The organism is Aeromonas sp. AE23HZ002T15, assembly GCF_054165525.2.
The window spans coordinates 919210-932626 of the sequence record NZ_CM201342.1 but is presented as its reverse complement, the minus strand read 5'-3'; the positions used below and the strand labels follow the sequence as shown (position 1 = coordinate 932626).

Genomic DNA, 13417 nt, shown 5'->3' with positions numbered 1-13417 from the left:
TCATTTCTTATCGCATCACTCTGTCACTTGATTTCAGCGACGCCCCTTGCCCCCCAGCAGGGATCCCAGCACGCCGCGGATCAGCTGGCGCCCCACCTCGTTGCCCAGGGTGCGGGCCACGCTCTTGGCGGCGGTCTGCACCACGCCGTCGTGCTGGCCGCCGCGGGGGCCGGTGCGGCCGAACAGCATGCCGTTGAGGGCATCGAGCAGACCACCGCCCGCAGGCTGGTTCCCCTGGGTCGGGGAACCGCTTGATCTCCCATCCGGCGCCTCTTCCCCTTTAGCCCCATTTCCCTTGAGCCGCTCGAAGGCGGACTCCCGATCCTCTGTCTGCTCATAGCGGCCGTGCAGCAGCGAGCCCAGGATCTGGGCCTGACGCTCGGTCTCCGTCAGCGGCCCGATACGGCTCGCCGGCGGGGCGATGAAGGCCCGCTCCACCACGCTGGGGCGCCCCTTCTCATCGAGCAGGGAGATGAGGGCCTCGCCGACCCCGAGCTCGGTGATGACGCCGGCGGCGTCAAACGCCGGGTTGGCCCTCAGGGTGTTGGCGGCGATCCGCACCGCCTTCTGATCGCTCGGGGTGAAGGCACGCAGGGCGTGCTGCACCCGGTTGCCAAGCTGCCCCAGCACGGTGTCCGGGATGTCGGCCGGACTCTGGGTCACGAAATAGACGCCGACCCCCTTGGAGCGGATGAGGCGCACCACCAGCTCGATCTTCTCCAACAATGCCTTGGGGGCGTCGTTGAACAGGAGGTGGGCCTCGTCGAAGAAGAACACCAGCACGGGTTTCTCCGGATCCCCCACCTCGGGCAGTTGCTCGAACAGCTCGGAGAGCAGCCAGAGCAGGAAGCAGGCATAGAGCCGGCTGGACTGGGTCAGTTTGGCGGCGGCCAGTACATTGATATGGCCGTGGCCTGCCTGATCGGTCTGCAGCAGATCCTGGATATCCAGCATGGGCTCGCCGAAGAAGTGATCCCCACCGGCGCTCTCCAGGGTGAGCAGGTTGCGCAGGATGGCGCCGACGGAGGCGGTGGAGACATTGCCGTAGCGGGTGGTGAGGAACTTGGCATTCTCCCCCACGAACTGCACCATGGCCCGCAGGTCTTTCAGATCGAGCAGCAGCAGCCCCTCGTCGTCCGCCACCTTGAACACCAGCTCCAGCACCCCGCTCTGGGTATCGTTCAGACCGAGCAATCGGGCCAGCAGCAGGGGGCCCATGTCGGAGACGGTGGCTCGCACCGGATGGCCCTGTTCGGCAAAGAGATCCCAGAAGAGGGTCGGGCTGGCGGCAAACAGGGGGGCGGGGATCCCGAGCTGGGCCAGGCGGGCATCGAGCTTGGTGGAAGGGGCACCTGGGGCACCCAGCCCGGCGAGATCCCCTTTCACATCCGCGAGAAACACCGGCACCCCGATGCGGGAGAACCCCTCCGCCATCACCTGCAGGGTCACAGTCTTGCCGGTCCCCGTGGCACCCGTGATGAGACCGTGGCGATTGGCCAGCGCGGGCAGCAGGCTGATGGGCTGGCCATTGGTGTAGGCGAGGGTCAGTGGTTCGGCCATGGAGGGCTCCTTATCGCAGTCGACCAAAGAGGAAACAGGCTGATAGGAGTGTGGTGGCAGAGCCAGATGATGGCAAGGGAAGGCCCCGTACCGGCCTCCCTTATGTCATTCATTCGCCTCGACAGTTAAGGGCTCAAGGGCGCTGGGGATGACCCTTGCCGAGACGGCCCAGTTGCAGCAGCAGCAGGGTGAGCAGAGCCCCGGCGGCGGCCGTGATCATGGCGAGCAGCAGGCTGCCGAGCAGGAAGGGGGGCACCAGGGTGGCCGCCTCGTGCTCCAGCCAGTGCAAAGACCAGGTGAGATGGAAGGGCTCGGGAGTCTGATGCAACACCAGACAGCCGGTGCGATAGGCCCACAGATACATGAAGGGCAGGGTCAGTGGGTTGTTGAACCAGACCGCCAGCAGGGCCAGCGGCAGGTTGAAACTGAAGGCGAGGGCCAGCGCCACCGCGACCAGGGAGTGCATGGGCATGGGGACCCAGCTAGCGAAGATGCCGGAGGCGATGGCGCCGCAGAGGGCGCGGCGCCCACCCTGCCACAGGCCCGGGGCGAGCAGCCGTTCCCCGAACAGGGCAAACCATTTTTGCTGGCGCAGGGTCTCGGGATCCAGTTTCAGGCGGGCAACCCACTGCTTCAGCATGCCCGCGCCACCTTGCGTTTCTGCCATTGGCGCACGGTATTGATGCGCCAGAAGGTGCGGATAAAGGCGTAACCGAGCAGGGAGCTCAGCAGGGCGAGCACGAGCGATCCCAGCAGCAGGGGCGGGGCCAGGGTCTCGAACACCGAGACCAGCCAGGCCCAGGTGAACTCGATCTCGATATGTTGATAGGGCTGACCCAGCAGGTGACAGCCCACCAGATAGGCGCCGTAGAAGAGCGGCGGCATGGTGAAGGGGTTGGAGAGCCAGACCAGGGCTACCGAGAGGGGCAGGTTGACCCGAAAGGCGATGGCGCCCCCGGCGGCCAGCAACATCTGGCAGGGGAGCGGGATCCAGGCCATGAAGAGGCCGACCGCGAAGGCACCGGCGGCGGAGCGGCGGTTGAGGTGCCAGAGATTGGCATCGAGCAGCAGCTTGCCAAACAGTCGTAAATGCTTGTGCTCCTTGAGCTTCTCTTGATCGGGTAGCCAGCGTTTGATGAGTTGTTTGGGCATGTTTGAAACCTTGCTAAATACTTGCTCAATGGATCTGCGTCTGTTGTCGTTTGCCCTAGGGGCAAGCTCCTCCCTGCTCTGGCCCTGGCTCCCCTCGGTTGCATGGGGTGCCCTGCTGCTGGTACTCGCCCTCTGGCTGGCCCATGGGCGTCATTGGCCCTGGCTGTTCCTGCTGCTTGGCATGCTTTGGATGCAGGCCAGTCTGCAATACCGGCTGGCCTGGCTCGACAGGCTGGAGGAGCAGACAACCCACATGATAACCGCACGGGTGCAAAGTACAGAACCTCAGGGTGAGAAATTTGTCCGCTTGCTGCTGCGCCTGGAGACGCTGGATGACGTGAGCATCCGACCTTCTCCCCTTATTCGCATCAACGCCTACCAGGCGTTGCCTGATCTGCCTGCCGGCAGCCAGATCACCCTGGTGAGTACCCTCAAGCCGGCGCACGGGCTGGCCAACGAGGCGGGGCTGGATGGACGACGACTGCTGCTCGGCAAGGGGATCACCGCCACCGGCAACCTGCGCCGGGTGGTGGCGATGGACGCGGTCGCCCCGGGTTGGCGGGCGCGCTGGCTGGCCGATGCCAGCCTCGCCTGGAAAGGACTGGCTCAGGCCCCCCTGCTGGCGGCGCTGACCTTTGGAGAACAAGGCGGGATCACGGATGCCCAGTGGGAGCTGTTTCGCGGCAGCGGCCTGACTCACATCATCGCCATCTCGGGTCAGCACATCGCTCTGGTGGCCGTGCTCGGTTGGTGGCTGGGGCGCCTGTTTGGCCTGCGTGGCGCCATCCTAGTCTCCCTGCTGTTTGCCGCGACCTACAGCGCCCTGGCGGGATTTGCGGTGGCGACCGAGCGGGCCCTCATCATGGTGGCGGTCTGGAGCCTGCTGCGCTGGCGCAAACGGGATTGGCCCAGTCATCGCGTCTGGCTGTGGGCCTTCGTGGTGCTGTGCCTGTGGGATCCCTTCGCTCTCTATTCGGCGGGCTTCTGGCTCTCTTTCCTCGCGGTGGCGCTCTTGCTGCTGGCGAGCCATCTGGCGGCGAAACCCGGGCTTGTGCGGCTGCAGATCCTGCTGCTACTGGGCCTGCTACCGCTACAACTGTTGCTGTTCGAGGGCATGGCGCCCCTAGCGCTGCTGCTCAATCTGCTGGCCTTGCCGCTGTTTTGCATCGGCATCATTCCGCTCGCGCTTATCGGCGTGTTGGTGGCGCCGCTCTCTACCGCCCTGGCTCACGGCCTGTTTTGGCTCTCTTCCTGGGGGCTGGATGGGGTCATGTGGGGGCTCGAGCTGTTGGCCAGTCATCTGCAACTCTGGTGGCCTGTGCCCGGCTGGCTGATGCCAGCCAGTTTGCTGCTCATCCTGCTGTGGGGGAGTTGGCGCCTGCCGGGTGGTCGTTACCTGCTGCTGCCGGTGGGGGCAAGCCTGCTGTTGGCGGCATGGCCCGCGCCCAGCCCCTGGCAGTTGCGGGTGCTGGATGTGGGGCAGGGACTTTCCGTGCTCATCACTCGCGGGGAGCGGGGCATCCTGTATGACACAGGGGATCGCTACCCCGGCGGCTACAACATGGCGGACGCCGCCATCTTGCCGGTGCTCAACCGGCTCGGCATACGGGTGCTGGATGCCCTCATCATCAGCCACAAGGACAAGGATCACGCGGGCAACCGCCTCGCCTTGCTACAGGCCCTGCCGGTGCGCAGTGAGATCTCTTCCTTCCCGTTCAGCCGGGATACCCGGCTGTGCCGACGGGGTCAGCGCTGGCAGTGGCAGGGGCTAGATTTTGCGGTGCTCTGGCCAGAGCGGCCGGGGGCGGGCCACAACAACGATGGTTGCGTGTTGCAGATAAGCGATGGCCGAATCCGTATCCTGCTCGCCGCCGATATCGAGAAGGGGGCCGAGCGCCGGCTGGTGGCCCTGGAGGAAGAGGATGGGGAGGGAAGGGGGCTCGCCAGCACCCTGCTGGTTAGCCCCCATCACGGCAGCCGTACCTCCTCGACTCCGGCGTTCGTGGCGGCGGTCAGCCCGACCCTTGTCGTTCATAGCGCGGGCTTCATGAACCAGTGGCAGTTTCCCAGACCCGAGGTGGTGGCGAGATACGAAGACGCGCGTCAGTGGGTGACGGGGCAGGATGGCGCCATCCTGGTGGAGGCAGAGGGGACTGGGCTGCGCATCCTGGCCGAGCGGGAAGGGGGACCCTGGTATCGGCGAAACGGTGACTGGTGGCAACCCAAGCTCTGGGACTGGTGAGGCCCCCAAGCCGTCATTTCCCTTGTTGTCATCGCTGTACGTGATGGCGGTGTTTGGTGTGAGGCTGCGCTTTGGCTTGGGCATGAATCCGTCATTTCCCCTTGTTGTCATCCCGGTGCGTGATGGCGACGCTTGGTGTAAGGCTGCGCTTTGGCTAGAATACTCCGTCATTTCCTTCAATTACGGCTATTCATGCAACAAGAAACCTCACAAGAGAGCTGGCCCGTCTTCAAGCGCCTGCTCGGTTATGTCCGGGATCGCAAGCTGGGACTGGTTGGCGGCATCATCGGCATGCTGGGCTATGCAGCCGTGGATACCACCTTCGTCTATTCCATCAAGCCGCTCATCGATCAGGGGCTCAACGGCGACGACAGCAGCGTCCTCAAGTGGATGCCCTTCTTCGTGCTCGGCATCGTCGCCCTGCGCGGTTGTGCCGCCTTCCTCTCCAACTACTGCATGGCCTGGGTCGGCAACCATGTGGTGATGCGGCTGCAGCAGCAGGTGTTCAGCCACCTGATGGCCATGCCCATGAGTTTCTTCGACCGCCAGAACACCGGCAACCTGCTTTCCAAGGTGACCTATGACGCCGGTCAGGTCTCCTCTGCCGCGAGCTCGACCCTGGTCTCCCTGGTGCGGGAAGGGGCCACCGTCATCGGCCTGCTCGGCCTGATGTTCTATCACTCCTGGCAGCTGTCGGTGATCTTCCTGGTGGTGGGCCCCGTGGTGGGCATCCTCATCGGCCTCATCAGCCGACGTTTTCGCAAGATCAGCCGCCACATCCAGCAGGCGGTGGGGGATATCACCACCTCCACCGAGCAGATGCTCAAGGGCCATAAAGAGGTGCTGATGTTTGGCGGCCAGCAGGTGGAGGACAAGCGCTTCTTCTCCGTCAGCAACCGCATGCGCCAGCAGACCATGAAGATGGTGGCGGCGGATGCCATCGGCAGCCCCATCGTGCAGATGGTGGCCTCAGTGGCCCTGGCAGTCTTCCTCTACGTGGCGACCATCGACAGCGTCAAGGCGACCCTGACCGCGGGCACCTTCACCGTCATGGTCACCTCCATGATGATGCTGCTCAAGCCGCTCAAGAGTCTGACCGACGTGAACAACCAGTTCCAGCGTGGCATCACCGCCTGTCAGAGCCTGTTCGGGCTGCTCGACTCCACCCCGGAAGAGGACACCGGCACCCGCACCCTGGAGCGGGCCCGCGGCGAGATCGAGTTCCGCAACGTCACCTTCACTTACCCGACCAAGGAGACCCCGGCGCTGCACAACGTCAGCTTCAAGGTCGAGGCGGGCAAGTCCGTGGCCCTGGTGGGGCGTTCGGGCTCCGGCAAGAGCACCATCGCCAGCCTGCTGACCCGTTTCTACGACATCGAGCAGGGGGAGATCCTGCTGGACGGGGTCAACATCCGCGAATACAAGTTGAGCGAGCTGCGCAAGCAGTACGCCCTGGTCTCCCAGCACGTACACCTGTTCAACGATACCGTGGCCAACAACATCGCCTACGCGGCGGCGGATCGCTACAGCCGTGACGAGATCCAGCATGCGGCCCGCATCGCCCACGCGGACGAGTTCGTGCGCAAGATGCCGGAAGGCTATGACACCGTCATCGGTGAGAACGGGGCCTCCCTGTCCGGTGGTCAGCGCCAGCGCATCGCCATCGCCCGCGCCCTGCTGCGGGACGCCCCCGTCTTGCTGCTGGACGAAGCCACCTCGGCCCTGGATACCGAGTCCGAGCGCCACATCCAGGCCGCCATCGATGAGCTCTGCAAGGCGCGTACCTCGCTAGTCATCGCCCACCGCCTCTCCACCATCGAGAAGGCGGACGAGATCCTGGTCATCGACGAGGGTCATATCGTCGAGCGTGGCAACCATAGCGAACTGATGAGCCAGCAGGGCACTTATGCCCAGCTGCGCGCCATCCAGTTCGGTGCCAGCCAACCCGCCGCGAGCCAGCAGGCCTGATGCTGGAGCGGCTCTGGTACGAGAAGAGTGGCTGGCGCTGGTTGCTAGCCCCCTTCGCCCTCTTGTTTGCCCTTATCAGCGGCGTGCGCCGCTATGGTTATCGTCGCGGCTGGTTCAAGGCCTACCGTGCCAGCGTGCCTGTCATCGTCGTCGGGAATATCTCGGTCGGCGGCAACGGCAAGACCCCTGTGGTGGTCTGGCTGGTGGAGCAGTTGCAGGCCCGCGGCTTCAAGCCCGGGGTGGTGAGCCGTGGGTATGGCGGCAAGGCGCCCCATTATCCCTATCGGCTCGATGCGCAGAGCACCACCGCCGAGGCGGGGGATGAGCCCGTGCTCATCGCCCGGCGCTGCGGCTGCCCTGTGGTGGTGGCCCCCAAGCGCGCCGATGCGGTGCAGCTATTGGAGCCTGAGGTGGACATCATCATCACCGACGATGGCCTGCAGCACTATGCCCTGGCCCGGGATCTGGAACTGGTGGTGGTGGACGGCGTGCGCCGCTTCGGCAATGGCTGCCTGCTGCCCATGGGGCCGCTGCGCGAGCCCATGACCCGCTTGAAGCGGGTGGATGCCATCCTCTGCAATGGCGGCGTCCCGGCCAGGGGAGAGTATCCCATGGCGCTGGTGGCGGATGCGCCGCGCCGAGTGCGGGATGACGTGCTGGCCTCTGAGCCCTTGCCGCGTGAAGTCGATGCGATGGCGGGGATCGGCCATCCCCCCCGTTTCTTTGGGACCCTCACCAGCCTTGGCTACGAGCTCAAGCAGAGCGTCGGCTACGCGGATCATCAGGCGTTCGACAGCGCCGAGCTGCTGGCTCGCTTCGCCGATCGCACCTTGCTGATGACAGAGAAGGACGCGGTCAAGTGCCGGGCCTTCGCGCCGGACAACTGGTGGTATCTGCCGGTCAGTGCCGAGCTGCCGGCTTCCTTGCTGGACACTCTGCTGGCCTCGTTGGCAGAGTCACGTGCTAATGCGGATAAATAAACAATGCGTTTGTGCTGTAGGGGCGAGATTTACCTTGTGTAATGACCGCCCTGTCGGCCCATCAAGCTAAATATACCGAGATGTCCGGCGTGAAGGTAAGGCTTGTGCTGTTGAAGGCACCTCCTCATCGAAGCCGGACATGTCTATTGGATTACCCGGCATCCGTGCCGGTATCGCCTGTCCGAAATCGTTAAAGGAGTTTCGTTGTGGCACTGGATATTAAATTGCTCGACATCATTGCCTGCCCGGTCTGCAAGGGGAAGCTGCACTACAACAAGGCCGCCCATGAGCTGGTCTGCCGCTTCGACAAGCTGGCTTATCCGCTGGAGGAGGGGATCCCTGTGCTGCTGGAGAACCGCGCCCGCCACCTGCCTCTGGAAGAGCTGAACCCATGAGCTTCGTCGTCGTCATCCCGGCCCGTTACGCCTCGACCCGGCTGCCGGGCAAGCCGCTGGCGGACATCCATGGCAAGCCCATGGTGCAGCACGTGGTGGAAAAAGCCCTGCAGTCCGGCGCGGATCGGGTGATCGTCGCCACCGACGATGTACGGGTGCAAAGCGCACTGGCAGCGGTTGCCCGAGAGACGGGGGCCGAGGTGTGCATGACATCGAAGGATCATCAGTCCGGCACCGAACGTCTGGCTGAGGTGTGCCGTCACTACGGCTTCACCGCCGAAACCATCATCGTCAACGTGCAGGGGGATGAGCCCCTCATCCCCCCCGCCATCATTCGTCAGGTTGCGGACAACCTGGCCGCTGCCACGGCCCCCATGGCGACTCTGTCGGTGCCGATCCAGGACGCCGAAGAGGCGTTCAACCCCAATGCGGTGAAGGTGGTGACCGACAAGGATGGCTATGCCCTCTACTTCAGCCGCGCTTCCATTCCTTGGGACAGGGACCGCTTCGCCCAGACTCAGGCGCAGATCGGCGCCCATTATCAGCGCCACATCGGCATCTATGCCTATCGTGCCGGTTTCATCCAGCGTTACGTGGATTGGGCGCCGAGCGCGCTCGAGCAGATCGAGGCGCTGGAGCAGCTGAGAGTGCTCTGGTACGGGGAGAAGATCCATGTCGCCCAGGCGCTGGAGGCCCCGCCCGTCGGGGTGGATACCCAGCGGGATCTGGACAAGGTGCGTGCCCTGCTGGCCCCTTGATACGCGTAACAGCAGTTTGACTCGAGACGGCGCCCCAGGGCGCCGTTTTTTGGTTGAAACTTTATATAATTAGTTGATTTAAAACGGCATTGGTGGAGAGGTTCAAACTTTTACCGGCCATGGTTTGCCAAATCACCGAGTTTGGTTATGATGCAAGACGCCGTGTTAACCCTAACTGGCATATAACGACATAAGAAACGGGGTGTATGGGTGATTAATGTATTCCTGGTCGATGATCATGAGTTGGTGCGTACAGGGATAAGACGCATTTTGGAAGATGTCCGCGGGATCAAGGTGGTGGGCGAGGCACAGAGCGGCGAGACGGCCGTGACCTTCTGCCGACAGCATCACCCAGACGTGATCCTGATGGACATGAACATGCCGGGCATCGGCGGCCTGGAGGCGACCCGCAAGATCCTGCGGATCCGGCCCGATGTGCGCATCATAGTGCTGACCATTCATTCAGAAAACCCGTTCCCGACCAAGGTGATGCAGGCGGGCGCCGCCGGTTATCTCACCAAGGGGGCCGCCCCGGACGAGATGATCCACGCCATCCGCCTGGTGCATTCCGGTCAGCGTTACATCTCCCCGGAGATCGCCCAGCAGATGGCCCTGAGCCAGTTTGCCTCGGCGGACGAGAACCCCTTCAAGTCCCTCTCCGAGCGCGAGCTGCAGATCATGATGATGATCACCAAGGGGCAGAAGGTGACCGACATCTCCGAGCAGCTCAACCTGAGCCCGAAGACGGTCAACAGCTACCGCTACCGGCTGTTCAGCAAGCTCAACATCAATGGCGACGTGGAGCTGACCCATCTGGCCATTCGCTACGGAATGCTGGATGCCGACACCCTCTAACCGGGTGTGGTGTGTTGACGAAGGCGGCCCGGGCCGCCTTTTTGCTTGGTGCGCCTAGCCTGGTACCTCTGCAGCCGGGACCGTTCCGAGGCCTTTGCGTTCCAGTGGCGGGGCGCAGTATGATCCCCCGTGAATCCTTGTCCCGAGTCGAGTCGCCGATGACCCTTTCTTCTTCCGAGCCCCTTTTCGACAGCAAAGCCTTCCTCAGTGCGGTGACGAACCAGCATATCGACGTCTATCGCGGGGGTCATCATGCCGATATCTGAACCTCTCTTCGACAGCAAGGCGTTTCTGAGTGCGGTAACGAACCAGAGCGGCGTCTATCGCATGTACGACAGCGGCGGAACCGTCATCTATGTGGGCAAGGCCAAGGATCTCAAGAAGCGGCTCGCCTCCTACTTTCGCACCAATGTGGACAGCATCAAGACCCGTACCCTGGTGCGCCAGATAGCAGACATCCAGGTGACGGTAACCCACACAGAGACAGAGGCGCTGATCCTCGAGCACAACCTCATCAAGCAGTACCAGCCGCGCTACAACGTGCTGCTGCGGGACGACAAGTCCTATCCCTGGATCATCATCACCGGCCATCGTCATCCCCGTATCGGTGTGCACCGCGGCGCCCGCAAGATCAAGGGCGATTACTTCGGTCCTTATCCCTCCGGCGGTGCGGTGCGTGAGAGCCTGCATCTGATGCAGAAGATCTTCCCGGTGCGCCAGTGCGAGGATGCCGTCTACGCGAACCGCACCCGTCCCTGCCTGCTCTATCAGCTCAAGCGTTGCGCCGGCCCCTGTGTGGCGGGTCTGGTGAGCGAGGCTGAGTACGCCCAGCAGGTGGAGCTGGCCAAGTTGTTCCTTGCGGGCAAGAACCAGCAGGTGATAGGCGAATTGGTGGGCAAGATGGAGTCCGCCAGCGGCGATCTGCGCTTCGAGGAGGCGGCCCGCTACCGGGATCAGATCCAGGCCCTGCGTCGGGTCACCGAGCAGCAGTCGGTGAGCGGCAACGTGCTGGACGAGCTGGACGTGGTGGGGGTGGCCTTCGATCAGGGCACCGCCTGCATCCATGTGCTCTTCATTCGACAGGGCAAGGTGCTGGGCTCGCGCAGCTACTTTCCCAAGGTGCCGGCGGATACGCCGCTGGACGAGGTGGTGCAATCCTTCCTGCTGCAGTTCTACCTGTCGGGGCAGGGGGGCAGGCAGATCCCAAGCGAGGTGCTGCTGGATGTGGCGTTGGAAGACGAAGAGGTCATCGCCCAGACCCTGAGCCAGACCGCCGGCTACAAGGTGCGGGTGCAGAGTCGCACTCGCAGTGAACGGGCGCGCTTTATCAAGCTCGCCGCCATCAACGCCGAGACGGCCCTGCGCTCCCGTCTCGCCCACAAGAGCACTACTACAGCCCGTTTCACCCAGCTGGAGGAGCTGCTGGAGCTCGAGGCCCCCATCGCCCGCATGGAATGTTTCGACATCTCCCACACCATGGGGGAGCGCACAGTCGCCTCCTGCGTGGTGTTCAATCGGGAGGGGCCGCTCAGCTCCGAATACCGCCGCTTCAATATCGACGGCATCACCGGTGGGGATGATTACGCCGCCATGGAGCAGGCGCTGGAGCGCCGCTTCGGCAAGCAGCAGGAGCCGGACAAGGTGCCGGACGTGCTCTTTATCGACGGCGGCCTCGGTCAGCTGCGCCGGGCGGAGGAGATCCTGGCCCGCCAGCTGGAGTTTCTCGGCGGTAAATACCCGCTGCTGGTAGGTATCGCCAAGGGGGTGACCCGCAAGGCGGGGCTGGAGACCCTGATCCTGGGGGATAGCCACGAAGAGCTGCACCTGCCGGCGGATATGCCCGCCTTGCACCTCATCCAGCACATTCGCGATGAATCCCACCGTTTTGCCATCACGGGCCACCGGGCACGGCGCGCCAAGGCCCGCACCACCAGCACCCTGGAAGATATCCCGGGGGTAGGGCCCAAGCGCCGGCAGGCCCTGCTCAAGTACCTGGGGGGCCTGCAGGAGGTGAAGAAGGCGGGGGTGGACGAACTCGCCAAGGTACCCGGCATCAGCCAGGAGCTGGCCCAGTCCATCCACGATGCCCTGCATTCCCTTTGAGGGGGCGGGGTCGCCTCTGTGCATCAGCCCGGCCGACCGGGATGTGTGGCACGGGGCTGAGCTGGATGGAATACGGTAAAGCCCCGTCATCGGTATACAAGGGCCGTGACGCCGGGGGCTCGCCAATGCCATAATAACCGGCATCCTGAGGTTATTGACGGATCCATAGACCAAGACGGGCACCGCCCGGTTGCATCGGCAATCGGCTTGGGGCTACCATGTAGCGGCATACAAGAAGTGGCTGAAAATAATGACAAATATTCCTAACCTGCTGACGTTTTTTCGGATTTTGCTCATCCCCGTCTTCGTCATCCTGTTCTACCTTCCCTATCAGTGGGCCTATGTGGCGGCCGCCATCGTCTTCATCCTGGCGGCGGCGACCGACTGGTTCGACGGCTATCTCGCCCGCAAGCTGAACCAGTCCACCGCCTTCGGCGCCTTCTTGGATCCCGTCGCCGACAAGATCATGGTGGCCGCGGCCCTGGTGGTCATCGTCGAGCACTACAACACCATCTGGGTCACCATCCCCGCCATGACCATGATCGGCCGCGAGATCATCATCTCCGCCCTGCGTGAGTGGATGGCGGAGCTCGGCAAGCGCTCCTCGGTGGCGGTCAGCTGGATCGGCAAGTGGAAGACCATGATCCAGATGGTGTCGCTTACTGGCCTCATCTGGCAATACGACATCTGGATGGTGTGGCTCGCCTACCTGCTGCTCTATGTGGCGACCGTGCTCACCTTCTGGTCCATGTTCCAGTATATGAAGGCCGCCTGGGGCGATCTGAGCTACCACTCCCGCTTCTAGTTGGTCTCCTCACAAAGCACCGTTTCCCGGCCCTTGGTGCCAGGAAACGGTGATGAGGGGCAAAAGTACGGGGAAAGGGCAAAAAATGCCCGAACGATCAGCGTATTAAATGTTTTTGGTTGACTGAGCGAGGAACATCGCTAGAATGCGTCCTCGTAGTCAGGCAATCAGCCAGACCGATGCGGGAATAGCTCAGTTGGTAGAGCACGACCTTGCCAAGGTCGGGGTCGCGAGTTCGAGTCTCGTTTCCCGCTCCAAATTCAGACAATAGAGAGTTCACTCTCTTTTGCATGGCGCGTTAGCAAAGCGGTTATGCAGCGGATTGCAAATCCGTTTAGTCCGGTTCGACTCCGGAACGTGCCTCCATATTGACAAGCCCGCCCGCGGACTTGATACCGATTGCGGTGCCTGAGTGGTGAAATCGGTAGACACAAGGGATTTAAAATCCCTCGCCGTTCGCGGCGTGCCGGTTCGATTCCGGCCTCAGGCACCATTAAAATCAAAGACTTACGAAGGCCACTAGCGATAGTGGCCTTTTTATTTTTAGCCGAATGGCGACAGAGTGGCGACAGCGATTGTTGATGTATAGGGGGGGGCTG

11 protein-coding genes and 3 tRNA genes are annotated in these 13417 nt (G+C 63.0%); 11 read left to right on the top strand and 3 right to left on the bottom strand.

What is annotated here, in order from left to right; genetic code table 11:
• Positions 1-33: 33 nt before the first annotated feature.
• From ACT5M9_RS04235 to ACT5M9_RS04225, 3 genes are all read right to left on the bottom strand, one after another.
• A complete protein-coding gene (locus ACT5M9_RS04235; protein WP_457981458.1) occupies positions 34-1560 on the bottom strand; it encodes a helicase HerA-like domain-containing protein in 1527 nt (508 codons plus the stop codon).
• Between the two features lie 133 nt (positions 1561-1693).
• Positions 1694-2200: a DUF2062 domain-containing protein gene (locus tag ACT5M9_RS04230; protein ID WP_457981460.1), complete on the bottom strand. Its 507-nt coding sequence runs from the start codon at positions 2198-2200 to the stop codon at positions 1694-1696.
• A complete protein-coding gene (locus ACT5M9_RS04225; RefSeq protein WP_457981462.1) occupies positions 2194-2712 on the bottom strand; it encodes a DUF2062 domain-containing protein in 519 nt (172 codons plus the stop codon). Before ACT5M9_RS04225 ends, ACT5M9_RS04230 begins: the two co-directional genes overlap by 7 nt.
• Before the next feature lie 28 nt (positions 2713-2740).
• Here ACT5M9_RS04225 and ACT5M9_RS04220 point away from each other — a divergent pair, with 28 nt between their 5' ends.
• The 11 genes from ACT5M9_RS04220 to ACT5M9_RS04170 all read left to right on the top strand — a co-directional run bounded on the left by ACT5M9_RS04220 (position 2741) and on the right by ACT5M9_RS04170 (position 13311).
• Positions 2741-4954: a DNA internalization-related competence protein ComEC/Rec2 gene (locus ACT5M9_RS04220; RefSeq protein ID WP_457981666.1), complete on the top strand. Its 2214-nt coding sequence runs from the start codon at positions 2741-2743 to the stop codon at positions 4952-4954.
• A 192-nt stretch (positions 4955-5146) separates the two neighbouring features.
• The gene (gene msbA / locus ACT5M9_RS04215) at positions 5147-6922 is read left to right on the top strand and encodes a lipid A ABC transporter ATP-binding protein/permease MsbA (RefSeq protein WP_457981464.1); all 1776 of its coding nucleotides are present in this window, start codon (positions 5147-5149) and stop codon (positions 6920-6922) included.
• Positions 6922-7902 carry a tetraacyldisaccharide 4'-kinase gene (gene lpxK / locus ACT5M9_RS04210; protein WP_457981466.1) on the top strand — a complete coding sequence of 327 codons (981 nt, stop codon included), beginning with the start codon at positions 6922-6924 and terminating at the stop codon, positions 7900-7902. Before msbA ends, lpxK begins: the two co-directional genes overlap by 1 nt.
• A gap of 206 nt (positions 7903-8108) precedes the next feature.
• Positions 8109-8297, top strand: a complete 189-nt coding sequence (locus ACT5M9_RS04205) for a Trm112 family protein (RefSeq protein WP_457981468.1) — start codon at positions 8109-8111, stop codon at positions 8295-8297.
• Complete coding sequence (gene kdsB / locus ACT5M9_RS04200) at positions 8294-9055, top strand: 3-deoxy-manno-octulosonate cytidylyltransferase (RefSeq protein WP_457981470.1); 762 nt, start codon at positions 8294-8296, stop codon at positions 9053-9055. Before ACT5M9_RS04205 ends, kdsB begins: the two co-directional genes overlap by 4 nt.
• 210 nt (positions 9056-9265) lie before the next feature.
• Positions 9266-9910, top strand: coding sequence for a UvrY/SirA/GacA family response regulator transcription factor (gene uvrY / locus ACT5M9_RS04195; RefSeq protein ID WP_011706579.1), 645 nt, complete (start codon positions 9266-9268; stop codon positions 9908-9910).
• Positions 9911-10162: 252 nt separating this feature from the next.
• Positions 10163-12013 carry an excinuclease ABC subunit UvrC gene (gene uvrC / locus ACT5M9_RS04190; protein ID WP_457981472.1) on the top strand — a complete coding sequence of 617 codons (1851 nt, stop codon included), beginning with the start codon at positions 10163-10165 and terminating at the stop codon, positions 12011-12013.
• A 250-nt stretch (positions 12014-12263) separates the two neighbouring features.
• Positions 12264-12818, top strand: a complete 555-nt coding sequence (gene pgsA, locus ACT5M9_RS04185; RefSeq protein WP_438548959.1) for a CDP-diacylglycerol--glycerol-3-phosphate 3-phosphatidyltransferase — start codon at positions 12264-12266, stop codon at positions 12816-12818.
• Positions 12819-12999: 181 nt separating this feature from the next.
• A tRNA-Gly gene (locus ACT5M9_RS04180) sits at positions 13000-13075 on the top strand.
• Between the two features lie 35 nt (positions 13076-13110).
• Positions 13111-13184: transfer RNA gene (locus ACT5M9_RS04175), tRNA-Cys, on the top strand.
• 40 nt (positions 13185-13224) lie between these two features.
• Positions 13225-13311, top strand: a tRNA-Leu gene (locus ACT5M9_RS04170).
• Positions 13312-13417 lie beyond the last annotated feature (106 nt).

Excerpts from the sequence above, each read along its gene's own strand:
- pgsA (WP_438548959.1), top strand. The coding sequence starts at position 12,264 with ATGACAAATATTCCTAACCTGCTGACGTTTTTTCGGATTTTGCTCATC.
- lpxK (WP_457981466.1), top strand. The coding sequence starts at position 6,922 with ATGCTGGAGCGGCTCTGGTACGAGAAGAGTGGCTGGCGCTGGTTGCTA.
- ACT5M9_RS04230 (WP_457981460.1), bottom strand. The coding sequence starts at position 2,200 with ATGCTGAAGCAGTGGGTTGCCCGCCTGAAACTGGATCCCGAGACCCTG.
- kdsB (WP_457981470.1), top strand. The coding sequence starts at position 8,294 with ATGAGCTTCGTCGTCGTCATCCCGGCCCGTTACGCCTCGACCCGGCTG.
- ACT5M9_RS04225 (WP_457981462.1), bottom strand. The coding sequence starts at position 2,712 with ATGCCCAAACAACTCATCAAACGCTGGCTACCCGATCAAGAGAAGCTC.
- uvrC (WP_457981472.1), top strand. The coding sequence starts at position 10,163 with ATGCCGATATCTGAACCTCTCTTCGACAGCAAGGCGTTTCTGAGTGCG.
- ACT5M9_RS04235 (WP_457981458.1), bottom strand. The coding sequence starts at position 1,560 with ATGGCCGAACCACTGACCCTCGCCTACACCAATGGCCAGCCCATCAGC.
- msbA (WP_457981464.1), top strand. The coding sequence starts at position 5,147 with ATGCAACAAGAAACCTCACAAGAGAGCTGGCCCGTCTTCAAGCGCCTG.
- ACT5M9_RS04220 (WP_457981666.1), top strand. The coding sequence starts at position 2,741 with ATGGATCTGCGTCTGTTGTCGTTTGCCCTAGGGGCAAGCTCCTCCCTG.